This window comes from Colwellia sp. BRX10-3 (genome assembly GCF_014077505.1).
Lineage (GTDB): Bacteria > Pseudomonadota > Gammaproteobacteria > Enterobacterales > Alteromonadaceae > Cognaticolwellia.
The window spans coordinates 79,901-106,465 of sequence record NZ_JACGWA010000009.1; the positions used below are offsets into that span (position 1 = coordinate 79,901).

The following is a 26,565-nucleotide window of genomic DNA, read 5'->3' on the forward strand; positions in this document are numbered from 1 at the left end:
TAGGAAGCTGAACTTGGATTATTGCAGGAATATAGCTTACCCCCTAAGCGCTATCACGATTATAAATAGCGACTATAGTTTAAAAATAATCACCCAAAACATTCATTTTGACGTATGCTAAAATCAAACAACCTTGCTAGGTAAACTAATGAAAAATCTTGCTTTCGCCATCGCAAAAACCATCATCAATGGTTTTGAGCGACATATTTACCTTTATAGTGAAATTACACAAACGGCAAAACAGCGCTTTGAGCAACATCGCTGGAAAGACATTCAAATCGCTGCTAAAGCGCGTACAGATTTTTACGACCAACGCATAGAAGAAACATTGGCCACTATCAAGCAAGATTTTTGCATCAATGCGCTCGATGACAAGCTTTGGCAAACAGTTAAAACTTGCTATATTGAACTACTGAGCAAACACCCACAACCCGAGTTAGCTGAGAGTTTTTACAATTCAATATTTTGCCACTTATTTGAGCGCAAATATTATCATAACGCCTATATTTTCGTGCAATCAACTGCAACACGCTTAGACAAATTACCCACACCAAAAATATTCACCAGTTACTTTCCTGCTGAACATGGCTTGTTTCAAACCATTAATAATATTATGGATAGCCAAAATTTTTCAGTGCCCTTTACGCATTTGAAAAAAGATATCAATATTCTAATAGCCAAATTTCGCCAACAAGCAGATAAAACCCTCTATCAGTTGTCTGATTTACAATTCGACATTTTAGATTCTGTTTTCTACCGTAATAAAGGCGCTTATATTATTGGCCGGGTTATATCCCCTGGTGGTGAAACACCATTTATTATTTCGCTATTAAATACTGAAAAAGACGGTTTTTTTATTGATGCCTTGATTACCGAAGGTGAGCATATGGCGGTGGTTTTTGGTTTTGCTCGTGCTTATTTCTTTGTAGATTGTCAGCACCCCCATGCTTTAGTTGATTTTCTTAATCGATTAATTCCACATAAAACAAGTGCCGACTTATATTCTGCCATTGGTTTTCACAAACAAGGTAAAACCCAGTTTTATCGTGATTTTTTAAATCACTTGGATAACAGTGACGACAAGCTTGAGTTAGCACCAGGGATCAAAGGTATGGTGATGTCGGTATTTATGCTGCCGTCATACCCTTATGTTTTTAAAATTATTAAAGATAAGTTTTCCCCGAGTAAAAATATGACCCGAGCAGATGTTAAAGGCAAATATCGCTTAGTTAAATTGCATGACCGGGTTGGTCGAATGGCTGATACCATGGAATATTCGGAAGTTGCCTTTCCTCAGCAGCGCTTTTCAGCCGAACTACTCGAAGAGCTAAATACCGTGGCTCCTTCATTGTTAAGATACGAAAATGATCTGGTGATTATTAAACATATGTACATTGAGCGTAAAATGACCCCGCTAAATTTATACTTAGCAAAAGCCAATGATGATGAAATCGACAATGCTATGTACGGCTACGGTAAAGCCATTAAACAACTAATTGCCGCAGATATATTCCCAGGTGACATGTTGTTGAAAAATTTTGGCGTAACTCGTCATGGACGGGTTATTTTTTATGACTACGATGAAATTACTTATATGAATGAAGTTAATTTTCGCGTTAAGCCTGAAGCGGTAACAGAAGAGCAAATTTACGCAGCTGAGCCATGGTATTCTGTTGCGCCTGGTGATGTGTTTCCAGAAGAAATTGCCACATTTGCTCTAGCCAACAATCGCTATCGACAAGCTTTTCTTCGTCATCATGCTAACTTACTTGAAGCAAAATATTGGCAGGCCTGTCAAGCCAGAGTTGCTAAAGGTGTTTTTGCCGATGTTTACCCTTACCCAGAAAAATCACGTTTTTGTTATTGGAAAACAACCAGTACTGAGCAATAAACCAACAAAGGGTAAATTAAACCGGTTAAAACTAGCACAAATGCTGTTTATTTAGGCGAACAGTCATTTTTTTGAAATTTGCGCTTTACCTTTAGCTTGGCATCAGTATAATTCGAATCTGTTGCAGGGGTGTAGTTCCAATTGGTAGAACAGCGGTCTCCAAAACCGACGGTTGGGAGTTCGAATCTCTCCACCCCTGCCATTTTCCTTTCTTGTGTTATTCCAATTATATTGTTTCTATTTAGACTATTTTTAAAATTCTAGTTTTTCCTATTTAAAAACTCTGTCATGATAACTGTGATTTTAACCATACCTGAAATGATATGAGCATTAACAAAAGACAATTTGATTTATTACAAGCCATGGGTATTACGGTTTGGCAAAGGCGGGGATTACCTGGCCAAAACTCATTGTCAGCTGAATCTTCTGAGACGGTTCAAAATACTGAGCAAGCTAACGACTCAATAAATGCTGTTACCCCGCAATCTTCATCTTCACCAGAGCAAGATACAGCTCAACAAACACTACACAATAAAAATATTGCTTTAGATCTCAAGACACTACTTAAGCATCAGCTATTTAAAGATATTATAAGCAGTATCGGTGCAAGCAGTGCCGATTTATCCATTGCGCATAATCAGATAGATCTAGGCATCATTAATTGGCAATTCACAGCAAATAAAAATATTGAATTTAAGCATAACTGCTTAAAAACACCCGATTTAACAACGCTGGCCAACTCACCTGAATTAAAAAAATCTTTGTGGCAATCAATAGGACCTTTAAGCTCATCATGACAATTAAAGCAAACACAATCTTCAAGCCTGTTGATCAGGATATAGTTGCACAACTTATGGAAATTGAAGTTGCTTGCCATCCACACCCATGGAGTGAAAAAACTTTTCGCAGTTGCATTGAAGGTCGATATTTTGGTGAATATCTGACGGTCGACAATATCGTAGTCGGCTTTTATGTTGGTGAGCACGTAGCCGGTGAATCAACTTTAATGGATGTTTGTGTTGCGCCATCACAACAAGGTAAAGGTTTCGGTAAAGCACTGTTATTGCAGTTCTTCGAACACTGTAAAAAACTAGCAACCACAAGTATTTTCCTCGAAGTGCGAGCAAAAAACATCAGTGCACAAATGCTTTATATTAATCAAGGTTTTACTGAAATATCACGAAGAACAGGTTATTACCCAAGTAATAGTGGCTTTGGTTACGAAGACGCCATAGTGATGTCAAAAAAACTCTGATCAAACCCTAGTTTCTAACAGCAGATATATATTCGATATGTAAGCATATTGTAGCTATTAAAAAGCAAACCTAATGGTTTGCTTTTTTACTACTCACTATTTTTACTGCTCAATACATCACTACAGTTGAGCATAACTACCAGTTTTCAACCCCTTTCATATCAGGTAACTGATGAGCGATGCCTTTATGGCAATCGATACAGGTTTTCTCACCTGATGCCAAGGCGTCGGAGTGCATCTTCACACTACGATTACCTTGCTCGGAAAAGTCCATATACTCAAAATTATGACAGTTACGACATTCTAGTGAGTCATTGGCTTTCATACGTTTCCACTCACGCTCAGCCATAGAGCGACGATGATCAACAAACTCTTCACGGGTATCTATAACGCCGGTTAACATACCCCAAACTTCTTTACTTGCGGCAATTTTACGCACTATTTTATCCGTCCATTTTTTAGGTACATGACAATCAGGGCAAGTAGCTCGCACACCCGAGCGATTAGCGTAATGAATAGTTTCACGATATTCCTCATACACATTGTCTTGCATTTCATGACAACTAATACAAAACTCTTCGGTATTCGTTACCTCTAAAGCTGTGTTAAAACCACCCCAGAAAATAACTCCACCGGCAAAACCAATAGCTAAAATAAACCACAAAGCAGCACTATTGGGTGACTTTAAAAACATCCACAAATTCTTTAGCATTTTAACCTCCTATATTTTGCAATTATTTACTCATGACCCAATGATTCAACAGGCTCAAAGGTGTTATCAACCAGAGGCGCTGCATCAGCTTGTGTAACATGACATTGCAAGCAAAAATAACGACGAGGAGAAACATCAGATAAGGTTTTACCGTCACGTGTTTCATAATGCGTTAAGCTAATTTTCGTTGCACCGGTTTCTGCGGCATATTTCCAACTATGGCAGTTCAAGCACTTATTACTGTTTAAATCGACGCGATAACCTCGTATTTGATGAGGTATAACGGGTGGTTGATGCACATAATTACGCGCGATTGGATTTTTGTCCTTAATAACACGCTTTAGTTTTTCAGCTGGACGGGTTTCATCAATAGTTGCAGCCCCGCGAATAGTGGCTAAACCACCTGTATTTACCGTTTCTTGCGCCATTGTGCTAGACATAGTAGCGAACGTAACCGCACACGTAGCTACACATGCAGTAATGGCAACTAATAAAGGTAATAATTTCATTTACTCTCTCCACTGCATCAAGTATCAAGTATCAACATTATCGATGCATTAATTCGTCAAGGTTGGCTTTAAGCTTTAGTTACTTTGACCGCACACTTTTTATAATCAGTTTGTTTTGATAGTGGATCAGTTGCATCTAAAGTTAACTTATTCACTAGCTGCTTAGCGTCAAACCACGGCATAAACACTAACCCTTTCGGTGGTCGGTTACGGCCTCTTGTTTCAACACGTGACTCAACCTCTCCTCGGCGAGACGCCATTAAAACCTTATCGCCTCGGCGTAAACCACGATCTCTTGCGTCATCAGGATGCATAAAAATCACCGCATCAGGAAAAGCTTTATGCAGTTCAGGTACTCGCGACGTCATGGAACCTGAATGCCAATGTTCAAGTACCCGTCCGGTACTAAGCCATAAGTTGTATTCTTCATCTGGCGATTCCGCTGGTGGTTCATAAGGCAGAGCAAAAATAACCGCTTTATTATCTTTGTGACCATAAAACTGCACTTCACTACCTTTTTCAACGTATGGATCATGGCCTTCTCTGAAGCGCCACTTAGTTTCTTTACCGTTGACCACGGGCCACCTTAAACCACGCTCTTCGTGATATCGGTCAAACGGCGCTAAATCGTGACCATGGCCGCGACCGAATTCAGCATATTCTTCAAACAAACCTTTTTGAATATAAAAACCAAAAGCATCACCTTCAAAATTGGTATCGCCTTTTGACTCACTCATCGGGAACTTATTCACTTTGCCATTAGCGTATAGCACGTCGTATAACGTTTTACCGCGAAGCGCAGGTTGTTTTGCAATTAACTCTTCTGGCCACACTTCTTCAACTTTAAAACGTTTAGAAAACTCAACCAATTGCCATAAGTCTGAACGCGCATCGCCTGGCGCATTCACTTGTTGATGCCAAAATTGTGTTCTGCGTTCGGCATTACCGTAGGCACCTTCTTTTTCTACCCACATCGCGGTAGGTAAAATTAAATCAGCAGCTTGCGCGGTTACCGTTGGGTAAGGGTCTGACACAACAATAAAATTTTCTGGGTTACGATAGCCAGGGATCGCTTCTTCATTGATATTTGGCGCTGCTTGCATATTGTTATTACACATAACCCAGTAAGCATTAAGTTCACCATCTTTTAACATCCGATTTTGTAATACCGCATGATAACCAGGTTTAGGTGGAATAGTACCTTCAGGCAACTGCCAGATTTTTTCAGCTATAGCCCTATGTTTGGGGTTTGCAACTTGTAAATCAGCCGGTAAACGATGGGAGAATGTCCCTACTTCACGAGCGGTACCACAGGCCGAAGGTTGTCCTGTTAATGAAAACGGACTGTTACCCGGTTCAGAAATCTTACCGGTTAACAAATGCACGTTGTACATTAAATTATTAGCCCAAACACCACGGGTATGTTGGTTAAAGCCCATGGTCCAAAATGAGGTTACTTTCACTTTTGGATCTGCGTATAATTTCGCCATTTCAATTAAGTTCGCTTCTGGCACACCAGATAATTTTGAAACAGACTCAACTGTGTAGGTACTAACAAACTTAGCATAAGCTTCAAAAGTCATGGGTTTCGAAGCACCACTACCGGCATTTTTGGCCGCTTTTTCTAATGGATGTGTTGGACGTAAGCCATAGCCGATATCAGTAACGCCTTCACGAACATTAACGTGTTTTTTCATGAAGTCTTCATTGACGGCATTATTTTGAATAATGTAATTAGCGATAAAATTCAAAATAGCCAAATCGGTTTGCGGTGTGAAGATCATGCCATTATCGGCAAGCTCAAAACTACGATGCTTGTACGTCGATAAAACATTTACTTTAACGTGTGGTGCACTTAAACGACGATCGGTGAGTCGTGACCACAAAATAGGATGCATTTCCGCCATATTTGAGCCCCAAAGTACAAAGGCATCGGCATTTTCTAAATCGTCGTAACAGCCCATCGGCTCGTCGATACCAAAGGTACGCATAAAGCCACCAACAGCAGAGGCCATGCAATGACGCGCATTCGGGTCGATATTATTGGTTAAAAAGCCTGCTTTCATTAACTTAGAGGCGGCATAGCCTTCCCAAACCGTCCACTGCCCTGAGCCAAACATACCCACCGAGGTTGGGCCTTTTTTCTTAATCGCTGCTTTAAACTTATCAGCCATAACATCAAAGGCTTTGTCCCAGCTTACCGGCGTAAAGTCGCCTTCTTTATCGTATTCACCATCAGTCATTCTTAATAATGGTTGAGTTAATCGGTCTTTACCGTACATAATTTTCGATAAAAAATAGCCTTTTATACAGTTCAAGCCTTTATTAACTTCTGCCTCTGGATCGCCCTGTGTTGCCACCACTTTGCCATGTTGAGTACCGACTAATACACTACAACCCGTGCCACAAAAACGACAAGGGGCTTTATCCCACTTAATCGTGCTTTGTGACGATTTTGTGATCAAGTTAGTCGCTGACGCAGGGATCGCAACACCTGCGGCAACAGCCGTGGCAGCAATAGCATTAGCTTTAATAAAGTCACGTCGAGTTAACGTCATAATGCTTTCCCCTGATGCTGTGGCAAACCGGCATCGTTATGATGAAATATTAGTGATGATGAGATAACACCTGACACATTGCTCATGTCTGTAATGGTATCTATGATGCGTTTGGCAGGATTGGTTTCTCCTTCAAGGCCTTCTACGGTGAAAACCAAACTGCCATTTTCGCCAGTTGCATGTATTTCAGCACCAGGAAATGCTTGCAAATCATCAGCAACTTTATCCGCTTTGTCTGGGTAAGCCATAAACATAACTCCGGCAATATTTACTGGGCTTTCTTCTAAAAGATTAATCACATTTTTGCCCTCTTATAATTTTTCGTTTGCTTCTGCTGAATGCTCAAGTACGGCTGCAGGCTTGCCGCCAAATATTTTTAAAATAATAACCGCGACTAAGGCTGTGGCGATAAAGCCAAAAAGAAATATCAATGGCATTGAGCTGTAGCCCAAAATATTCCATATTAGTTGCTCTAAATCACTCATGACTTACTCCTGGTAAAACTGTTGATATTTTAATCGCTGATTCCGGACAAACCGCTACACATGCACCGCAACGTGTACAATCTGCCAGCGCTATTTCAGGCTGAGGTACGCTGCCATGAAAATAATTAAATTTAATAGCTTGTGGTTCGCAACTATCTTGACAAACTTGGCAATGCACCTGCTTTTTAGCTAAGCAACTTGCTTCAATTTCAATAGTTAACTGCCAAGGGACAGCGTCCAAAAGTTTGAATAACGGCTCTTTACAGGCCTTTACACATTGTTGACAAAATGTACATTCGCCAGCATAAAAATTAATTTCTGGAAAACCACCATCACCTTTAATAATGATGTGTTCCTCACAAGCGTCAAGGCAGTCGCCACATTGCGTGCAGCCTTGAGTAAATAACTTTTCGTCCACGATCCAAGGTAATCTAATCGCTGGCGGTTTAGAAACATGCTTGGCTCGCATAAAGTTACGACGGCTTAAATCAACCATAAATCCCCTTTACCTGAAAAGATAAAACAACTACATTTTTACCAAGTTAATTAAGTGACATAGATCACATACCAACATTATTAACTGACGATACAGCATCTAATCAGCGCGTTACTTGATGCAAATCAAGTTTTTCTTGTACTTAATAGATAAAACCTTGAATAAGGTAAAAATGAATAACGCTAAGATAAAATTAGAAATTAACCAGGCAAAATTATTTTCATTTTAGCTGTGTACATTTAAATAATTTTTGAATTATTTTTACATAGTAACGACTTATTCCCCCTTACTTTAAAGTGCATCATGAGCTGAAATACTCACTATTATTGTTTAAATTAAGCACTTCATGGCAGGAACCTTTAACTATCGAGGTAAAAGATTGAAATTAAAATGAGAATACAAGATATTGTTACTGCCCTTCGCACTTGTTTTCGCTATAATGTTGCGCTTTAAAATTTAACTTAAATTATTTTTCATCCACTTTAAAACGGGTAATTTGCATGTCTGTACAACAGCAGGAAGTCGATCTTCGACGCACCTTCGCTATTATTAGTCACCCTGATGCGGGTAAAACGACGATCACTGAAAAGGTGTTACTTTTTGGTCAAGCTTTACAAAAAGCCGGTACCGTAAAAGGTAAAAAGTCGGGGCAACATGCAAAATCTGACTGGATGGAAATGGAAAAAGAACGTGGTATATCAATTACCACTTCTGTAATGCAATTTCCCTATGACAATTGTTTAGTCAATTTACTCGACACACCGGGTCATGAAGACTTCTCAGAAGATACTTATCGTACGTTAACAGCCGTCGACTCATGCCTGATGGTTATCGATGTCGCTAAAGGTGTAGAAGCGCGGACCATTAAATTAATGGAAGTTACTCGCCTGCGTGACACACCAATTATTACCTTCATGAATAAAATGGACCGCGATGTACGCGACCCAATGGAAGTGATGGATGAAGTTGAAGATGTACTAAAAATTAAATGTGCACCTATTACTTGGCCAATAGGCATGGGTAAAGAATTTAAAGGTGTCTATAACATTTTAACTGATGAGATATTCTTATATCAAACAGGTCAAGGTCATACTATTCAAGAAAAACGTGTCATTAAAGGCATAGATAATCCAGAGCTAGATACGATTATTGGTAACTACGCTGAAGATTTTCGTGAAGAGTTAGAGCTTGTTGTCGGTGCTTCACATGAATTTAATCATGAAGAATTTTTAAAGGGTGAACTCACACCTGTATTTTTTGGTACCGCATTGGGCAACTTTGGTGTTGACCATATGCTTAACGGTTTAACACGTTGGGCGCCAAAACCATTGCCGCGCGAAACCGATACTCGAATTGTTAGAGCTGAAGAAGAAAAGTTCTCTGGTTTTGTTTTTAAAATTCAAGCCAATATGGATCCTAAACATCGTGACCGCATTGCTTTCATGCGTATTTGTTCAGGCAAATATGAAAAAGGCATGAAAATGAAACAAGTGCGCATCGGTAAAGATGTAAGAATTGCTGACGCCGTAACCTTTATGGCCGGTGACCGCTCTAATGTTGAGCAAGCTTATGCCGGCGATATTATCGGCTTACATAACCACGGTAGCATTCAAATTGGCGATACCTTTACCGCTGGCGAAGATATGAAATTTAGTGGTATTCCAAACTTTGCACCGGAAATGTTTCGCCGTATTCGTTTACGCGATCCTCTTAAAGCTAAACAACTACAAAAAGGCCTGATCCAGTTATCAGAAGAAGGTGCTGTGCAAGTATTTAGACCTTTCAACTCGAACGATATGATTGTTGGTGCTGTCGGAGTATTGCAGTTTGAAGTAGTAGTACAACGCTTAAGAACTGAATACAAGGTTGATGCTATTTACGAACCTATCAGCGTAGCCACTGCCCGTTGGTGTACTTGTGATAATGAGCGCACATTGGAGCAATTTGAAAAGAAAGCCTACGATAACCTAGCACTTGATGGCGGTAATAATCTGACTTACATCGCCCCTACTATGGTTAACTTGAGCCTAGCGCAAGAACGTCACCCAGATATTAAGTTTCACAAAACACGTGAACATTAATCTCCAGCAGATTAATTTAATGTAATTGATGACAAGTAGTTAATGACAAGCAAAAATCAATCACGTAATTTACCTATAAGCCTGATGAAAACATTAGGCTTATTTACTCAAGTTAATGCCACATACTTGAGCCTTTAATTGAAGAAGAGTTAATTTAAATGAATATTAGTAACATCCTGAGTGAAAAAGTTAAGCTTGCCATGACGGCGGCAGGTTTACCTGAAGGCACAAACCCTGCGATAAGTTTATCTAGCCGAGCAAATTTTGGCGACTACCAAGCAAATGGCGTTATGGGTGCAGCTAAAAAGTTAAAAACTAATCCTCGCGAATTGGCAACCAAAGTGGTTGATGCTCTCGACTTGGCAGGCATTGCTGAGAAAGTTGAATTAGCCGGCCCTGGTTTTATTAATATTCATTTAGACAAAAATTGGTTAGCCGAACAATTAAATCAAATATCAAATGACGAAAACTTAGGTGTAAACCAGTCAGAAAAGCCGCAAAACGTTGTGGTCGATTATTCTGCACCTAACTTAGCAAAAGAAATGCACGTAGGGCATTTACGCTCAACCATTATTGGTGATGCTGTTGTGCGCGCACTTGAGTTTCGTGGTGAACATGTTATCCGTCAAAATCACATGGGTGATTGGGGCACGCAGTTTGGTATGTTATTAGCTCATTTAAGCGATAAATTAGCTTCTAATGAAGTGGCCGAAACTGCCCTGTCGGATTTAGAGAACTTCTATCGTGAAGCAAAAGTACGTTTTGATAATGAAGACGGTTTTGCTGATCGCGCCCGTGACTACGTAGTAAAACTGCAAAGTGGCGACACACATTGTGCAACGCTTTGGCAACAGTTTATTAATATTTCAATTAGCCACAGTGAAGACATATATAAAAAACTTAATGTCACCTTAGCGCGTAAAGACATTATGGGCGAAAGTGCTTACAACGATGATTTATCAAACGTGATTGATGAATTGATGGCACAAAAAATTGCCGTTGAAGACCAAGGTGCTAAAGTTGTTTTTATTAACGAAATGGCTAACAAAGACGGCGACCCATCGGTATTTATCGTACAAAAGTCGGGGGGTGGGTACTTATATGCCACGACCGATCTTTCTGCTTGTCGCTACCGTGTTGGTGAATTAAAAGCCGACCGAATTATTATTTTTACTGACGCTCGTCAAGCCTTGCACTTTAAGCAAGTTGAAATCGTTGCCCGTAAAGCCGGTTTCTTACCTGAGCATGTCGGTTATGATCATTGCCCATTTGGTATGATGATGGGTGACGACGGTACGCCTTTTAAAACGCGTACGGGTGGCACGATTAAACTTGCTGAATTACTTGATGAAGCCATTTTACGTGCATCAGCATTGATCAAAGAGAAAAACCCAGATATTACCGATGTCGATTTAACTGAAATTTCAGAGAAGGTAGGTATTGGCGCGGTTAAATTTGCTGATTTATCTAAAAATCGTACCAGCGACTATATTTTCAGCTGGAAGACTATGCTCAGTTTTGAAGGAGCAACTGCACCCTACTTACAATATGCTTATTCGCGTATTCAAAGCATTTTTACCAAAGCGGATTTTTCAGCAGATAACATACAAACTATTACTATTGTCGAGCCACAAGAAAAAGCACTTGCACTGAAGTTGTTGCAGTTAGAAAATGTAATTAACGCTGTTATAAGTGAATGCACACCAAATTTACTGTGCAATTACTTATACGAACTCGCCAGCCTTTATATGAGTTTTTACGAGGCTTGCCCAATATTAAAAGATGACATTGCTACTAACGTTAAACAGTCACGATTAGCACTGAGCTACATTATTGCCAATACCCTAAAACAAGGCTTAGACATTCTAGGCATTGATGTAATGGAACGCATGTAAAACACCGACGGGACAATATGCTGTAAATGAAAATATTAATCATTGATAATGTCGAAAATCAGCTGCTCGAGCTTAAACAGGAACTCCTTAAGTCTCGAGCTCAGTTTGCTCATGTAAACAGCTTAAATTCAGCTATTTCAGCACTTTCACAACACAAGTTTACTGTCGTAATATGTGTATCAAACGTGGACAAAAATGATGGCAACATCATATTTGACATGATAGCGAAAAAGTTTCCCACTATTGTTCGCATATTAATTAAGGATAACGAGCAAAAAGCAAACAATAGCGCCCACTATTGTTTTGCACAGCCAATAGAGTGTAAAAGTATCATTAGTACAGTGGCTAAATTGGCAGTTAATAACGCGGCAATAACTAAAGATATTATCGTTAAAACTGTCGCCAATATAAAAACACTGCCGAGCCCGCCTAAAGTATACATGCAACTCAATGCAGTTTTAAAAGACAGTAATACCGACTCACAGAAAATTGCCCAAATTATACAACAAGACCCAGCACTAACAGCCAAAGTACTTCAGTTCTCTAATAATAGTTTCCCTACCGGTGGTAAGCCGATGATGAATATTGGAGACGCCATTACTAAAATGGGTATTGATACCCTATGTTGTATCGTGATGACTGCAGAGCTATTTTCTTATACGCCAAAAATTAAAAAATTTTCCATACTGGAAGAACAGTTACATTGCTTAGCAACTGCAAAGCTTGCCGCTTCAATGGTAAAACCTGAATTGAAACAAGACACAATGATCGCTGGTTTGTTGCACGATATCGGTAATGTTGTGCTGTTTGAAATCAATGAAAAATCCACAGCGTCTTTCTTTATGCATCGTATTAATAATGAAAACAATATCGAGTTAGAAAATAAAATATTTGCTAGTGACCATTGCCATGTTGGTGGCTATTTATTGCATATCTGGGGGTTTTCTTACCACATTATTGAAGCTATTATTTTACATCATCGACCTGATAAGCTTTTACAAAAAAGCTTTGGTATCGCGCAAGCGGTTTATCTTGCCAATGCCCTTGTTCATCAACAGACACCAGACGCTGAATTTATCGCTCATTATAAATTAGCAGGCGTTATTGATAATCTTTCAAAACGAGCTGAAAAACTAATTTAACCTGTTATATTATTTAAAGTAAAATTAAGGAAGAAGATGGCAAATACATTGCGCTTTACTGACAGCCATTGTCATCTTGATTTTGACGCCTTTAGTGCTGATTTACCCAGCTTACTTAGACAATGCCAGCAAGCAAACATTTACCATATTGTTATACCTACCATAGGTCCAAAAAACTGGCATAAAGCACTAAAACTAGCTAAAAGCCACAAAGGTAATAAATTAACACTTCATCCGTGTTTAGGTATACATCCTTGGTTTCTAAAAGATTTACCTAGCGATAGCTTAAGTGTGTTAGCACATTTAGTGGAAAATAATATTGATGATATTGTAGCTATTGGTGAGGCGGGTATTGATGGCGTTATTGATAAAGAGCAAAATAATTTGTCGCTGCAAATTGAGGTTTTTGAACAACAACTTAGCTTAGCAAAAAAACACCACTTACCTATTATTGTCCATCATCGAAGGTCGCATCAGCATATTGTACCCATGCTTCGACAGAGTAAACTCACTAAAGGTGGTATAATTCACGCTTTTTCAGGTAGTTACCAACAAGCATGCGAGTATATTGATTTAGGCTTTAAGTTGGGTATCGGCGGTACAATCACCTACCCAAGAGCAGAGAAAACCATAAATGCGGTAAAGCGCCTTCCGCTAGAAAGCTTAGTATTGGAAACTGACGCACCGTCAATGCCCTTGTATGGTTTTCAGGGCCAAGATAATTCACCATTACAACTCATAAAAATATTTGAATCGCTTGCGAGCATACGTAATGAATCAATAGAAGATCTTGCCCATGCACTTGAGTCTAATATAAAGTCTGTTTTATCTAATTTAACTGATGTTATAAAGTAAACTAGCTTTTAGGAGGCCTGTATCCTTGGCGACTAAAGCGATTTAAACCCCGTGTTAAGAGAAAACCAATAACACCTGCAACTATCATCAGCAAACGCATAATATCGTACTGAGAACGGCTATCTTTTGCCAACTCATCGACTAATATAGCACGATGAAGTGATAGTCGAATATACCCATGCAATTTGTCACTGCGCAGTTCCTGAACAAAAGGGATCACTTTATCAGTTTGATTGATTTTTTGGATACTAAGACCAAAAAGATCATTAATCGACTCAGCTTGCTCTGAACTTGCAATTTTTTGCCCGGTAATATCATAAATATGGACACTTTTTACTAATGGTTGCAGTACTAACGTATCGGTATATTGTTGTAACTTGCTTTGTTTTTGCACCAAATAAGGCATAACACTTGTCGCTGCTTGTGCTAAATACAGCTTGGCCATTTTATTAGCATGCACTTGAATCTGCATTTGCTGGGCATCGCGACTTTTCACCCAAAAATTCATCAAAAATACAATCAACAAAATAGCGATAGCTAATTGCAATATTTTATTATAAATCGGTGATAATTTAGGGTATAAAGGCTGTTCTATTTGCTTCATCAAACGCATTGCTTCCTACATTTCTATTACTACAGTATAGAACCATATTTATACTTTTTATACTAGGACAGTCGTTTAAAAGCGTATTTTTCAAATAAGGTATTATCGTGACGACCGAAAAAAAATCAGTTTCTTTAGCTAATATTCAGCAATTAAGTTTAACACAGTGGTTACCTCTCGACTCGACCAAAAACGATATGCCTATTATTTTTGATAACGCGCAACAAACATTTATTTTATTTGATGCTCATCAGTCGTTAAACACAATGCAGTTATCAGAAATGCCTGAGCTTGTGGTCTTCGGTGACGTTAAGCTTCATACCATGGTAGATTTACTTAACCAGTGTGAGTTAACCCTGCACCGCCTAAATAAAATCAATCTTCGCAACAACCTAACAAGCTACCGATTTGCCGTGCAAGTAAAGGATATTAAACAAGCACGTGATCGCCTTGCGAAATTTAATATTAGTGAACAAATTGAATCTGCCTTATTACTTAATGTGCCAACACTTTCAAAACCAGGCTTGTTAGTGATGGATATGGATTCAACCACCATAAAAATTGAATGTATTGATGAAATTGCTGCGCTAGCTGGTGTTGGCGAAGAGGTAGCAGCGGTTACCGAACTAGCCATGCAAGGACAACTAGATTTTAGCGAAAGTTTGCATCAACGTGTGGCTAAACTTCAAGATGCGTCTGAAGATATATTAGCCCAAGTTGCGAGTAACATACCGCTAATGGAAGGCCTAGAAACCTTAGTTGCTGAACTGAAAAAACATCACTGGCGCGTTGCCATTGCCTCGGGTGGCTTCACCTACTTTGCTGATCATTTAAAACAAATACTATCACTTGACGCCGCCGTAGCTAACGTTTTAGAAATCAATAATCATAAGTTAACCGGAAAGGTTTTAGGTGATGTGATTGACGCACAAGCAAAAGCCGATTGTTTGCTACAACTGAAAGAAAAATTCGATATATTGCCAACACAAACGGTTGCCATGGGCGATGGCGCTAACGATTTGGTGATGATGGCAGCAGCGCACTTAGGCGTTGCCTTTCATGCTAAGCCATTAGTGCTTGCTCAAGCAGATGCCTGCATTACAACGTCAGGTCTAGATTGTTTATTACATTGGCTTAAATAGAGACAGAATGGGGCAATGAGTTTTCGCTTAGCTAACTTGCCCCTAAATTAAAAAATGCAGCTTTAGGCACTACGCGTTAAACGATAGTTAAACAGCACTTCTTTGGTTATATCGAAAACCTGCGCAATACCCGCCACACTCCAAATATCTTGCTCTATTTGTTTACCGCGATGAATAGCATAAGAACTAATGTAACTAAGCTCAGGGTTTAAGTGGCTCATATCTGGCTCAGCTGTACGTGAGAGTTTCATCATCACACAGAAAAACTTACCGTTTTTCAGCGCTTGATGAATAAATTTTTGTTTTAATTCTTCATTATCGAGCTCTGAAGAGAGCTTTATTGTTACCGATTTGTCTACCGTGTCAAAACTGGTGTTAATGGCAATATAAAGTACTTTGGAACTTGCTGTTTCCGTATGTGGCATTTTCTTTAGCTTTGCCGTCAAACTTGTCATAATTTCGGCATGTCCAAAAATAGGGTATAAATTGTAATATGAACTACGGTCACTTAATTGTTTCATCGCAGACATTAATTTACCATCAGAGTCTCCACCGGCAATTATTTCAGATTTATAACGACTACCACTTGTTTGCACAATCAGGGATAGAGTATTTGAACTGCCACTGTATATATTGCGCAGTGCTTTGGCTAAACCTGGGCTCGACTGAACATATTCATCAGAGGTTAATTTGTCACGGTTTTTATCAATCAAGGCTTTAAAGAATTTACGCCCAATGTGCTGATGTTTTTCCACAAAAACCCGTAAATTAACCATAGTTTTAGCCCGATTAACGCGCATAACTTCGTAAGGTAAACCGGTTAAATCAAATGATGACGTGATTTTTTGTAACTTAGGAAAACCTAAATAAACAATGTCACCTGCTACCAAGGTTGTGGCTTTATCTAGCTCAATTTTCAAACCCGAAGTAGAAAAATTAATTGAAGTTCCTTGCGAAATAACTTGATCAATTTCGATACTAGCCGGCGCTTTATAGGTGAAGCGTAATTCTTGTCGCTGATTCCTATAGTTTATGCCAACTTCATCAACACTAAAGGGCTTACTCAAACGTTTATGACCAAACCTTTTCAATTTAACTGTGTTAATTCCCTCAAAAGACAGCGATTGATAAGCCTGCACACTTTCATCTTGCGTAACATCACTAACCACCACAATATAAGGTGTTTTATCTAATAATGACTTAATCTCTTCAGGTATTGGCGCATTTAAATATTCGTTTTGCTTAGTAATACTATTAGATAAAGTAAAATTTGACTCAGCTCGATTTGAAACAATATCCAATAAATTCAATTGAGTAACAGAAAAATGTTCTTTTGAAGCTGCAAAACCTAAAAATTGTGGCATAAATTCTGGGTCTTCAGCCAGCTGAATTTCATCAGCAGTATAAAAATATGACTTACCTTGGCTTTTATGAATAAAACTAAAAACCAGTAACGACTTTCCTGATAAAGCCAACTTCCGCAGCCGAACAATGCGTTCAGGCGTAATTAAGCAGTATAGCGTCGAATAGTGCTTTTCATCTTGCCAATACTGGTAAATACCTTGGTTGTTATTACAAGTTAATGCATATTTTGGTGTTAAAATGTTAGCGTTTTTTTCAATAAAAATCGGCAGTTCATTGGATTTAGGTAGAACATACTGTTCAAAACTGCGTGCTTGTAGCGCGCTAATAGTATTATCCAGATTAATTTTGTATCGACGTTTATTGCCTTGAATAAAGCTAACAAGGTATTGCGTAAAAGCATCTGTGCCAGATTTTTCTTGGTTTATTCTTTTTACACCAACTAACTGCATATTATCTAAAACGGTGACGTTTTTTACTTCGTAGATAAAGTCGCTGTCAGCACTTAATTGGAACTGCTCTTCCAAGCCACTAAAACGTAGGCTAATTTGTTGACCAATACTAAACGGCTTAAGGCTATTCACTCTGAACTTGCAGCCATTGACACTTAAGTCTAAAGTTGAGCATTCAAACTCGGGCTCTTTGTCTATAGTGACTTGAATAGAAATCACAAAGTTCATCCGTTCTTCAACGCGATTATGATAAGGACCGAAACTACAAAACTGTGCAGGATATTGTGATTTTTCTAATATTTTAGTGGTGTCTTCTGACGGGGTTTTATTAACCTTACTTTTTTCTTTATGATAAATAACCCGAAAGTTATTTTCTGTATTCATTGTCGCTTCGTAAACACCAAGCGTGTAGCCGCCATAACGTGAAAACGCCTCTGTAAAAGCTAAGCTAGCAAGGTTGTCTAGAAAATGAATTCTGTCTTCGTGTTCAAAGGTTTTACATTCCCCATCAACGTGACCTCGTAAATCAATCAAACGACTACAAGGCGCAGCAAGACGTTTTAATTCCATCTTCAAAAGAAAGCGTTCAGTCTTAGGTATTTTTTTTGTGACAGCATTAAATCTAGCTTCAAAGTCACTATTTAAGACTTGGCCACTAAATTCGTTAATAATTTTTTGATATTTTGAAAAATCTTTATTCATTTACGCTTCAATATCTTTACAATAAAGAAAACTACTCATGGGGTAATAATCTAGTATATTTGGCTTGTTATAAAATTAACACCACAACACTAGGCTAAACCTTGAATAGTAAAGAATTTATTTTTAACTGTTCTATAGCAATAACATTAGCAATAAACGTACCTGTTAATTTGCCAACGAAGATATAGATCTAAAAAACTCTGTTTACAACAAGCTGAACACTTAAATTAGCTAAACTAAAAGCTTGAATATCAACAATAAAAAATAATAACAGAATAATGACACCCCTGACAAACAGCTTTAAATATTTATTACCTTGCTGTGTTGTCATAATTTTGACTAATAATAATTGGTTGAAGAATTTAATTTTAGAAAATAGGCAGCCAAATGGCAAAGTTAGCAAAATTAGAATTTGTTTGTACTGATTGCGGAATGAACTACCCACGTTGGCAAGGGCAATGTCGATGTGGCGCTTGGAACACCCTAGTGGAAATGAAAATTCCTGCTAACCAAAGTAAAAGCGCAGCACAAAGTCGTACATCCTCTGGTGGTTACGCTGGTGGAACTGGCGGCGGTTCGAAAAAAATTAATGAAATAGAATCAACCGAGGCTGAAAAGCAATTAACCGGTATAGGTGAACTTGACCGAGTTTTATGTGGCGGTGTAACTACAGGTTCTGTGAATATTATCTCAGGTGATCCAGGTGCAGGGAAAACCACTTTACTTTCCGATTTAGTTGCCCGCATGTCAAAATTAACGCCATCACTTTATTGTACTGCCGAAGAGTCGCTTTCACAGTTCAAAAACAGGGTTCAACGTTTAAAGCTTGATTATAATCCTGACGAATTATATTTGTTATCTGAGACCAGTGTTGAAGCCATTATTGAAGAGTTAGACCAAAAGAAAATTAAATTTGCCGTTATCGACTCTATTCAAGCCGTTGTTACTGAAAATGCCAATGGTAGCCCAGGTTCACCATCACAAGTTAAGAGTGCAGCTCAATCATTAACACAGTACTGTAAACAAAATAACGTCACTATGTTTCTTATTGCTCACGTTAACAAAAACAACGAAATTGCTGGGCCACAAACCTTAGTACATATTGTTGATGCTCTACTACATATCGATACTAATGATGGCCAAATACGGACATTGAGAGCAAATAAAAATCGTTTTGGTGACATTGATACCGTCGGTATTTTTAAAATGTGTGAACGCGGTATGCTCAGTGTTGATAACCCGAGTGAAATATTTTTATCAGGTTCTAGTACTGAGTCACCGGGCTCTGCTATTACTTGTATACGCAAAGGTAACAGAAATTTACTATTAGAAATTCAGTGCTTAACGACAGAAACTGAAGCAGAATTCCCCCAGCGGGTATGTGTTGGGCTTAATATGAATCGTATTAAGATGTTAACCGGTATTTTGCGCAAGCATACCAAAACCAAAATTTATCATGATACTTTTTTTAATATTATTGGTGGCCTAAAAATAGATGAATCAGAAACCTGTATTGATCTTGCCTTAGTCACTGCACTTTTAAGTAGCTTGAATGAATTTGTTATCCCAAGAACCACCTGCATTATGGGTGAGCTAAGCTTAAATGGTGATGTACGCCCGATAGACAGCGGTGTGCCGCGCGTAAAAGAAGCAGCTCAACATGGCTTTACTGAAATATTTATTCCTTTTAGAAATTATCATAAATCGATGGAAGGCTTAGGCGCTAAAATATCGCCAGTAAAGACAATTCATGAATTAATTGAGCTAATAAAATAGTTAAATAGCACTATTATTTAGCTTAAACACAGAATAAAAATTGCCTAGTATCAAGCATTAAAAAGTGACATAACTTATTAAGCTATGTCACTTTAATGCTTTACACGATTAAATTAATACTCAAAATCGTTATAAAGTAAGGTTTACGATGGTTCGTAATCTAAATTAGCTGATAACCAGCGCTCAGCCTGTGGCATGGTCATTTCTTTACGTGCGGCATAACTTTCAACTTGGTCTTGTGCCAATTTTGCTACCGCAAAATATTTCGAGTCTGGGTGGGCAAAATACCAGCCACTGACTGCAGCACCTGGCCACATGGCAAAGCTTGATGTTAGTTCCATACCAATATTTTCGTCAACCTTAAGTAACTCCCACAACAAGCCCTTTTCCGTATGTTCTGGACAGGCAGGATAACCAGGTGCAGGTCTAATACCTTGGTATTTTTCACGAATTAAATCATCATTCGCTAAGCTCTCTTCTGGAGCGTAGCCCCAATATTCTTTGCGAATTTTCTCGTGAAGATACTCGGCACTTGCCTCTGCTAGTCTATCGGCAACCGCTTTAATTAAAATACTATTGTAGTCATCGTGATCTGCATCAAAGGCCTTTACTAACGCTTCAACACCAAAACCTGCAGAGACAGCAAAGGCTCCTACATAATCATCAACGCCTGAGTCTTTATCGGCAACGTAATCCGCTAAACAACGATTATATTGACCGCTAGGCTTTTTACTTTGTTGGCGTAATTGATGCAATTTCATTAATGGCTCAGTACGAGTTTCATCAGTATAAAGCTGCAAATCATCTTGTACGCGGTTCGCTGGAAATAAACCAAAAACCGCTTTCGCTGTTAGTTTTTTATTGTTAATCACGTCATCTAACATGGCATTGGCATCATTAAATAGTTTAGTTGCCTCTTCGCCCACCACCTCATGTTTAAGAATTAACGGGTATTTACCTGATAACTGCCACGTCATGAAAAATGGCGTCCAATCGATATAGTGCCGAACAATATTGAGGTCTATATTATCAAGTACGGTTACGCCTAGTTTATTTGGCACCTTGGGTGTGTAGTTATCAAAATTAATAGGCACAGCATTAGCACGCGCGTCTTTTAAAGAGATTAAACTCGAACGTGGGCCTTTTTTATAATGGCGCTCACGTACTTTGACGTATTCTGCGGTTTGGCGCTCAACAAAGGCGTCTCTATTTTCATCAGAAAGTAGCGTACTGACCACTGAAACTGAACGAGAAGCATTAGGTACATACACCACAGGATGCTGATATTGCGGCTCAATTTTTACCGCAGTATGTGCTTTAGAGGTAGTCGCACCACCAATCAATAATGGTAGGTCAAAGTCTAGTCGCTTCATTTCTTTAGCAACATGCACCATTTCATCTAGCGATGGTGTGATCAAACCTGACAAACCAATAATGTCGACTTTTTCTTCGCGTGCGACACGTAAAATATCTTCACACGATACCATGACACCTAAATCGATAATTTCGTAATTATTACACTGCAACACGACTCCGACGATATTTTTACCAATATCATGAACATCGCCTTTTACCGTGGCCAGTAGTATCTTACCGTTCGACTTAATTTCGGTTTTTTCCGCTTCAATAAAAGGGTTTAAATGCGCAACGGCTTGTTTCATGACTCGTGCAGATTTCACCACTTGCGGTAAAAACATTTCACCAGCACCAAATAAGTCACCAACAACATTCATACCATCCATCAACGGCCCTTCGATTACATCTAGTGGCCGTTTGGCGACTAATCTAGCCGCTTCTGTATCTTCAAGAATGAACTCATTAATGCCTTTAACTAGTGAATATTCTAAGCGCTTATTAACTTCTAATTCACGCCACGTTAGATCAGCTTTGCTATTTTGACTACCGGTTTGACCGCGATATTCTTGTGCCACATCGAGAAGACGCTCAGTGGCGCCATCATCTGAATTTTGAATCACATCTTCAACAGCTAAAAGCAAGTTATCAGGAATGTCTGAATAAATGGCTAACTGACCCGCGTTAACAATGCCCATGTCCATACCATTCTTTATTGCATGGTAGAGAAACACCGCATGAATCGCTTCGCGCACAGGGTTATTACCCCGAAATGAGAATGAAACATTCGACACGCCACCAGAAATCATGGCGTGAGGTAAGTTTGCTTTGATATCGCCAACGGCTTCAATAAAGTCACGCGCATAATTATTATGATCGTCAATGCCGGTGGCAACCGCAAAAATATTTGGATCGAAAATAATATCTTCCGCAGGATAGCCAATTTCATGCACCAAAATTTGATAAGCACGCTTACAAATTTCATACTTACGTTCGCGAGTGTCTGCTTGGCCTTTTTCATCAAAGGCCATAATAATAACCGCAGCACCATAACGGCGTAACAGTTCAGCTTGTTCACGAAAGTTATCTTCGCCCTCTTTTAAACTAATAGAGTTAACAACACCTTTACCTTGAATACATTTTAAGCCCGCTTCTAAAATATCCCATTTAGAAGAATCGAGCATAATTGGCACCTTAGCAATATCTGGCTCACCGGCAATTAAGTTTAAAAATCGCACCATAGCCGCTTGCGAGTCCAACATGCCTTCATCCATGTTGATATCAATAATTTGCGCACCGTTTTCAACTTGCTGCAAAGCCACCGCAATGGCTTGATCGTAGTTTTCATCGGTTATTAGGCGTTTAAAAACAGCTGAGCCTGTAACATTAGTACGCTCACCTACGTTAACAAATAAGCTATCTTCTTTAATGGTCAGTGCTTCTAGACCTGATAATCGACAAGCAATTTCTTTCGGCTTTATTTCTCGCGGAGCAATATTAGCAACCGCATCTGCCATACCTTTAATATGATCTGGCGTGGTGCCACAACAGCCACCAATAATATTTAAAAAGCCAGATGTTCCCCACTCTTCAATATGCTTGTCCATTTCTTCAACGCTAAAATCATAGCCACCAAAAGCATTCGGTAAACCAGCATTGGGGTGAGCAGATACAGCCACGTCTGAAATACGACTTAACTCTGCAACATATTGGCGTAATTCAACCGGGCCTAACGCACAGTTTAAACCCACTGAAATTGGCTTAGCATGGCGTAACGAGTTGTAAAATGCCTCAGTTGTTTGGCCTGATAACGTACGCCCTGAGGCATCGGTAATCGTGCCTGAAATCATCACAGGAAAACGTTCACCACGGCTCTCAAAAACGGTTTCAACGGCGAATATAGCTGCTTTAGCATTTAGCGTATCAAATATGGTTTCAATTAAAATGATATCACTGCCGCCATCAAGCAAGGCGTTGGTGGATTCAATATAGGCATCTTTTAATTGATCAAAGGTTACATTGCGATACGCTGGATCGTTAACATCTGGAGAGATTGAACAAGTGCGGTTTGTTGGCCCTAAAACGCCAGCAACAAAACGTGGTTTACCAGGGTTTTTCGCGGTAAATTCGTCGGCTACTTCTCGTGCCAACCGTGCTGCAGTGAAATTAATATCAGCACTGTGCGCTTCCATGTCGTAATCGGCCATGGCGATAGTCGTAGCATTAAAGGTATTGGTTTCAATAATATCAGCGCCAGCAACTAAATATTCACGATGAATCGCTTTAATAACTTCAGGTTGGGTTAGCACCAACATATCGTTATTGCCTTTAACATCGCTATGCCAGTCGGCAAACTGTTCGCCGCGGTAATCTTGCTCTTCAAACTTGTACGCTTGTATCATAGTGCCCATAGCACCATCTAAAATTAGAATACGCTGGTCTAATTGCGTTTGTAATAGGCCATAAGAGGAAGATTGCACCACAGGTGCTTTTGGGTTTGTGTTTACTTGCTTAGCCACGAGATTTCCCTGGGTGAATTGCTTTAATATGGTCTGCATCTAGTTGATACGGCGTAATTTGATAAACGTAATAGTTTAACCAGTTAGTGAAAAGCAAACTACCATGGCTTCGCCAAGTGTTTGCCGTGGCGGAGTTTGGATCATCTTCAATAAAATAATTCTCAGGAATTGACGTTTTACGGCCCAACTCAAGATCACGAAAATACTCTTCACTTAATGTTGATGCATCATACTCTGGATGACCGGTCAGGTAGACTTGCTGCTTGTTCTTGCTAGTAACTAAATAAACCCCTGCCTCGACCGACTCAGCCAATATTTCTAGATGGTCAAGTGACTCATAGTCTGATTTGTCAATATAGCCATAGCGCGAGTGAGGCACGTTAAATTTTTCATCGAAACCTCGAGTAAGCGGTTCATCAGGCTTTAAACTGCTGTGGCGATATACGCCCGAGAGTTTTTCCTTACGTAAATGTCTTTTCAAACCATAATGATGAAAAAGCGCAGCATGTGCCGCCCAGCAGGAAAACATCGTTGATGTGACGTTTTTTTCTGCCCAATCAAACACTTCGCAAATTTTATCCCAAAACGTTACTTGCTGATAATCTAGTAATGCTAAAGGCGCACCCGTAATGATCAAACCATCGTATTGCTTTTCTTTAATATCGTCGAACAAGCGATAGAAATTATCTAAATGTGCTTGTGGGGTATTTTTAGATTCATTAGCGTGGATACGAATAAATTCAACATTGATTTGCAGTGGGGTATTGGCCAACATACGCAAAATTTGCACCTCGGTTTCTATTTTGTTGGGCATTAGATTGAGAATAGCCACTTCCATTGGGCGAATTTCTTGATCCGCAGCGCGACGTTCAGACATCACGAAAATATTTTCTTTGTCTAATATCGTTAAAGCGGGTAATTCATTGGGGATCTTTATGGGCATAGCACTAACCTAATGTGAGGTATTTCGTCATATCTGCAATAAGTATAAAATAACACTGAAAAACAGTTTTTTTCTTTACGATTTTTAACTAACTACAATGTGACTTGGATTGCTAGAGATGTCAACCTCTAAACGTATAGACGTCTAAATGAATTTAGTATGAGTTAGTGTTTTTTCGTTTAATCGCAAAAAAAACCTGTAAAAATTATTAAAATTATTAAAATTATTTTGTAGCTTAATCATAGCGCACGAAATGCATTGTCATTTTGTTTAGATACTGTACGCTGTTGTCACATTCCCGTTGTATCATTTTTCTCCAGATACTAGGCTCAGCGCCAACATAGGCAATCCCCATGACAAACCTTCGTTACAGTTATCAAACAATAGAGTTTGGTAAAACTGATATTCACCTTTGTACTTTGCGCGATAAACAAGAATTTTATGATCCTGAAGACATCGCGAAAAATCTTGGTATTTCATCTGCGACTTGGTCTTTATTTGGTGTTGTTTGGCCGTCAAGTTTAGTACTTGCTCATTTTATTGAGCAATACCAAGTGGGTACAAAGCGGATATTAGAAATTGGCTGTGGTATGGCGCTTAGTAGCTTACTGTTAAATAAAAGAAAAGCAGATATTACCGCCACAGATTACCACCCTGAGGTAGGAGCTTTTTTACTTAGAAACACCTTACTTAATCAAGATAGTCCCATAACCTTTGAGCAGACAGATTGGTCAAATAAGCAAGACACCTTAGGACTGTTTGATTTAATCATAGGCAGTGATCTATTGTATGAAGATGAACATATTGAATTGCTGGCAGACTTTATTGAAGCTCATGCTAACAAAAGCTGTGAAGTTATTCTTGTTGATCCGGGACGCGGTAGAAAAAGTAAATTAAGTACCAAAATGCTAAGTTTTGGTTTTAGTTCGGATCATATAAAGCCTGAACATACTGACTATATTGCACAAGATTTTAAAGGTCATATCCTTAAGTTTAAACGATAGAGTCTTAGACGCTTGCAGCAAGTTAAAAAGCTTCTAAGGCTCTAATTTTAAAAGGTGTTATTCGTTTAGTAACCAGCCATTTTCTACAGCAAGCTCAATTTGTTCAGCAACATAAGTCCAGAGCTTAGGCGCCAAGCCATCCAATAAATTATTACGAGCAATAACCTCTGACTTTCTAACATTATGCTTAGCCCAACTCCCCCCATCATTTTTCATATTTTGCAGTAAAGGTAATACTCGATCCATCGCTTTGGCAAATTTAGCATCGTTCGTTTCAGCCGCTTCAAATTCTAACCACAGGTTTAACATTTCTTGATATTGCTTTTCAGGCAGTAAGCCAAATATACGATTTGCCGCATCAAGTTCTTTCGCTTCTTGTGCATCAAGTTCGGCTTGTGCAGCAAACGCAAAGGTGTCACCTGCATCAATTTCTACTATGTCATGTATCAGTAACATGGTGGTGACACGAGCAACATTTACCGGTTCTGCGGCGTAAACATGGAGCGTTTGCGCCAGCATGGAAATATGCCAGCTATGCTCGGCACTGTTTTCTTGCCTGTTTTTATCCGACTTTACCATCACCTTTCGATATACAGCTTTGAGGCGGTCTAACTCTAAAATAAAATTTAATTGTTGTGCTAAGTCTTGCATTTTTTATCCTATTTAAAACAAATCTGGTTATAGGTACTAGTCATATAAACTGATATGGGGGCTAACATTAAAAACTCCACCTTGGTAACTAACTGAATATATTAAAGACTAATTAAAAGCGACAAATAAGTTATGTATAAAAACCTATACGATTTATTTCTACTAAAGTACTTATACG

At 38.9% G+C, this 26,565-nt stretch carries 21 protein-coding genes and 1 tRNA gene; 11 read left to right on the plus strand and 11 right to left on the minus strand.

Features of this window, described 5'->3' with window-relative positions; translation table 11 throughout:
* Nucleotides 1-148 precede the first annotated feature (148 nt).
* From aceK to rimI, 4 genes are all read left to right on the plus strand, one after another.
* The gene (aceK, locus tag H4J38_RS13140) at nt 149-1,891 is read left to right on the plus strand and encodes a bifunctional isocitrate dehydrogenase kinase/phosphatase (RefSeq protein ID WP_182132274.1); all 1,743 of its coding nucleotides are present in this window, start codon (nt 149-151) and stop codon (nt 1,889-1,891) included.
* A gap of 125 nt (nt 1,892-2,016) precedes the next feature.
* Nucleotides 2,017-2,093, plus strand: a tRNA-Trp gene (locus H4J38_RS13145).
* 121 nt (nt 2,094-2,214) lie between these two features.
* On the plus strand, nt 2,215-2,688 hold the full coding sequence (locus H4J38_RS13150) for a DNA polymerase III subunit psi (RefSeq protein WP_182132275.1): 474 nt from the start codon (nt 2,215-2,217) through the stop codon (nt 2,686-2,688).
* A complete protein-coding gene (gene rimI / locus H4J38_RS13155) occupies nt 2,685-3,146 on the plus strand; it encodes a ribosomal protein S18-alanine N-acetyltransferase (protein ID WP_182132276.1) in 462 nt (153 codons plus the stop codon). The genes H4J38_RS13150 and rimI overlap by 4 nt, the downstream gene beginning before the upstream one ends.
* Nucleotides 3,147-3,282: 136 nt before the next feature.
* Here the strand turns inward: rimI and H4J38_RS13160 are convergent, their stop codons facing one another.
* The 6 genes from H4J38_RS13160 to napF form a co-directional block, all read right to left on the minus strand.
* Nucleotides 3,283-3,858, minus strand: a complete 576-nt coding sequence (locus H4J38_RS13160; RefSeq protein WP_182132277.1) for a NapC/NirT family cytochrome c — start codon at nt 3,856-3,858, stop codon at nt 3,283-3,285.
* 26 nt (nt 3,859-3,884) lie between these two features.
* Nucleotides 3,885-4,298 (minus strand): nitrate reductase cytochrome c-type subunit, encoded by a 414-nt coding sequence (locus H4J38_RS13165; RefSeq protein WP_220465552.1) that lies wholly within the window; start codon nt 4,296-4,298, stop codon nt 3,885-3,887.
* Between the two features lie 137 nt (nt 4,299-4,435).
* Nucleotides 4,436-6,925 carry a nitrate reductase catalytic subunit NapA gene (napA, locus tag H4J38_RS13170; RefSeq protein ID WP_182132279.1) on the minus strand — a complete coding sequence of 830 codons (2,490 nt, stop codon included), beginning with the start codon at nt 6,923-6,925 and terminating at the stop codon, nt 4,436-4,438.
* Nucleotides 6,922-7,224 (minus strand): chaperone NapD, encoded by a 303-nt coding sequence (locus tag H4J38_RS13175; RefSeq protein ID WP_182132280.1) that lies wholly within the window; start codon nt 7,222-7,224, stop codon nt 6,922-6,924. Before H4J38_RS13175 ends, napA begins: the two co-directional genes overlap by 4 nt.
* Nucleotides 7,225-7,236: 12 nt before the next feature.
* On the minus strand, nt 7,237-7,410 hold the full coding sequence (locus tag H4J38_RS13180) for a TIGR02808 family protein (RefSeq protein WP_182132281.1): 174 nt from the start codon (nt 7,408-7,410) through the stop codon (nt 7,237-7,239).
* Nucleotides 7,403-7,906 (minus strand): ferredoxin-type protein NapF, encoded by a 504-nt coding sequence (gene napF, locus H4J38_RS13185; RefSeq protein WP_182132282.1) that lies wholly within the window; start codon nt 7,904-7,906, stop codon nt 7,403-7,405. Before napF ends, H4J38_RS13180 begins: the two co-directional genes overlap by 8 nt.
* Nucleotides 7,907-8,406: 500 nt before the next feature.
* On the opposite strand from napF, the gene prfC reads away from it, so the two are divergent.
* The 4 genes from prfC to H4J38_RS13205 all read left to right on the plus strand — a co-directional run bounded on the left by prfC (nt 8,407) and on the right by H4J38_RS13205 (nt 13,879).
* Nucleotides 8,407-9,987, plus strand: coding sequence for a peptide chain release factor 3 (gene prfC, locus H4J38_RS13190; RefSeq protein ID WP_182132283.1), 1,581 nt, complete (start codon nt 8,407-8,409; stop codon nt 9,985-9,987).
* A gap of 158 nt (nt 9,988-10,145) precedes the next feature.
* Entirely contained in the window at nt 10,146-11,882 is a 1,737-nt protein-coding gene (gene argS, locus H4J38_RS13195) for an arginine--tRNA ligase (RefSeq protein ID WP_182132284.1), read from the plus strand.
* A gap of 26 nt (nt 11,883-11,908) precedes the next feature.
* A complete protein-coding gene (locus tag H4J38_RS13200) occupies nt 11,909-13,024 on the plus strand; it encodes an HDOD domain-containing protein (protein ID WP_182132285.1) in 1,116 nt (371 codons plus the stop codon).
* A 36-nt stretch (nt 13,025-13,060) separates the two neighbouring features.
* Nucleotides 13,061-13,879, plus strand: a complete 819-nt coding sequence (locus H4J38_RS13205; RefSeq protein ID WP_259365517.1) for a TatD family hydrolase — start codon at nt 13,061-13,063, stop codon at nt 13,877-13,879.
* 1 nt (nt 13,880) lies between these two features.
* Here the strand turns inward: H4J38_RS13205 and H4J38_RS13210 are convergent, their stop codons facing one another.
* Nucleotides 13,881-14,483: an AhpA/YtjB family protein gene (locus H4J38_RS13210; protein WP_182132337.1), complete on the minus strand. Its 603-nt coding sequence runs from the start codon at nt 14,481-14,483 to the stop codon at nt 13,881-13,883.
* Nucleotides 14,484-14,590: 107 nt separating this feature from the next.
* Here H4J38_RS13210 and serB point away from each other — a divergent pair, with 107 nt between their 5' ends.
* Nucleotides 14,591-15,625 (plus strand): phosphoserine phosphatase SerB, encoded by a 1,035-nt coding sequence (gene serB / locus H4J38_RS13215; protein ID WP_310733479.1) that lies wholly within the window; start codon nt 14,591-14,593, stop codon nt 15,623-15,625.
* A gap of 62 nt (nt 15,626-15,687) precedes the next feature.
* Here serB and H4J38_RS13220 read toward each other — a convergent pair whose 3' ends face one another.
* Nucleotides 15,688-18,141, minus strand: coding sequence for a PilZ domain-containing protein (locus tag H4J38_RS13220; protein ID WP_182132286.1), 2,454 nt, complete (start codon nt 18,139-18,141; stop codon nt 15,688-15,690).
* Nucleotides 18,142-18,528: 387 nt separating this feature from the next.
* Between H4J38_RS13220 and radA the strand changes: the two genes are divergently transcribed.
* Entirely contained in the window at nt 18,529-19,917 is a 1,389-nt protein-coding gene (gene radA / locus H4J38_RS13225) for a DNA repair protein RadA (RefSeq protein WP_182132287.1), read from the plus strand.
* Between the two features lie 143 nt (nt 19,918-20,060).
* On the opposite strand, the gene metH is transcribed toward radA, so the two are convergent.
* Together metH and metA are read right to left on the minus strand one after the other, a co-directional pair.
* A complete protein-coding gene (metH, locus tag H4J38_RS13230) occupies nt 20,061-23,753 on the minus strand; it encodes a methionine synthase (protein ID WP_310733480.1) in 3,693 nt (1,230 codons plus the stop codon).
* Between the two features lie 28 nt (nt 23,754-23,781).
* The gene (metA, locus tag H4J38_RS13235; protein ID WP_182132289.1) at nt 23,782-24,732 is read right to left on the minus strand and encodes a homoserine O-succinyltransferase; all 951 of its coding nucleotides are present in this window, start codon (nt 24,730-24,732) and stop codon (nt 23,782-23,784) included.
* A 353-nt stretch (nt 24,733-25,085) separates the two neighbouring features.
* Here metA and H4J38_RS13240 point away from each other — a divergent pair, with 353 nt between their 5' ends.
* Nucleotides 25,086-25,736 (plus strand): methyltransferase, encoded by a 651-nt coding sequence (locus H4J38_RS13240; RefSeq protein WP_182132290.1) that lies wholly within the window; start codon nt 25,086-25,088, stop codon nt 25,734-25,736.
* A 57-nt stretch (nt 25,737-25,793) separates the two neighbouring features.
* On the opposite strand, the gene H4J38_RS13245 is transcribed toward H4J38_RS13240, so the two are convergent.
* Entirely contained in the window at nt 25,794-26,387 is a 594-nt protein-coding gene (locus tag H4J38_RS13245; protein WP_182132291.1) for an HD family hydrolase, read from the minus strand.
* Nucleotides 26,388-26,565 lie beyond the last annotated feature (178 nt).

Coding starts and splice junctions, on each gene's coding strand:
- aceK (WP_182132274.1), top strand. CDS start 149: ATGAAAAATCTTGCTTTCGCCATCGCAAAAACCATCATCAATGGTTTT.
- H4J38_RS13150 (WP_182132275.1), top strand. CDS start 2,215: ATGAGCATTAACAAAAGACAATTTGATTTATTACAAGCCATGGGTATT.
- rimI (WP_182132276.1), top strand. CDS start 2,685: ATGACAATTAAAGCAAACACAATCTTCAAGCCTGTTGATCAGGATATA.
- H4J38_RS13160 (WP_182132277.1), bottom strand. CDS start 3,858: ATGCTAAAGAATTTGTGGATGTTTTTAAAGTCACCCAATAGTGCTGCT.
- H4J38_RS13165 (WP_220465552.1), bottom strand. CDS start 4,298: ATGTCTAGCACAATGGCGCAAGAAACGGTAAATACAGGTGGTTTAGCC.
- napA (WP_182132279.1), bottom strand. CDS start 6,925: ATGACGTTAACTCGACGTGACTTTATTAAAGCTAATGCTATTGCTGCC.
- H4J38_RS13180 (WP_182132281.1), bottom strand. CDS start 7,410: ATGAGTGATTTAGAGCAACTAATATGGAATATTTTGGGCTACAGCTCA.
- napF (WP_182132282.1), bottom strand. CDS start 7,906: ATGGTTGATTTAAGCCGTCGTAACTTTATGCGAGCCAAGCATGTTTCT.
- prfC (WP_182132283.1), top strand. CDS start 8,407: ATGTCTGTACAACAGCAGGAAGTCGATCTTCGACGCACCTTCGCTATT.
- argS (WP_182132284.1), top strand. CDS start 10,146: ATGAATATTAGTAACATCCTGAGTGAAAAAGTTAAGCTTGCCATGACG.
- H4J38_RS13200 (WP_182132285.1), top strand. CDS start 11,909: ATGAAAATATTAATCATTGATAATGTCGAAAATCAGCTGCTCGAGCTT.
- H4J38_RS13205 (WP_259365517.1), top strand. CDS start 13,061: ATGGCAAATACATTGCGCTTTACTGACAGCCATTGTCATCTTGATTTT.
- H4J38_RS13210 (WP_182132337.1), bottom strand. CDS start 14,483: ATGAAGCAAATAGAACAGCCTTTATACCCTAAATTATCACCGATTTAT.
- H4J38_RS13220 (WP_182132286.1), bottom strand. CDS start 18,141: ATGAATAAAGATTTTTCAAAATATCAAAAAATTATTAACGAATTTAGT.
- radA (WP_182132287.1), top strand. CDS start 18,529: ATGGCAAAGTTAGCAAAATTAGAATTTGTTTGTACTGATTGCGGAATG.
- metA (WP_182132289.1), bottom strand. CDS start 24,732: ATGCCCATAAAGATCCCCAATGAATTACCCGCTTTAACGATATTAGAC.
- H4J38_RS13240 (WP_182132290.1), top strand. CDS start 25,086: ATGACAAACCTTCGTTACAGTTATCAAACAATAGAGTTTGGTAAAACT.
- H4J38_RS13245 (WP_182132291.1), bottom strand. CDS start 26,387: ATGCAAGACTTAGCACAACAATTAAATTTTATTTTAGAGTTAGACCGC.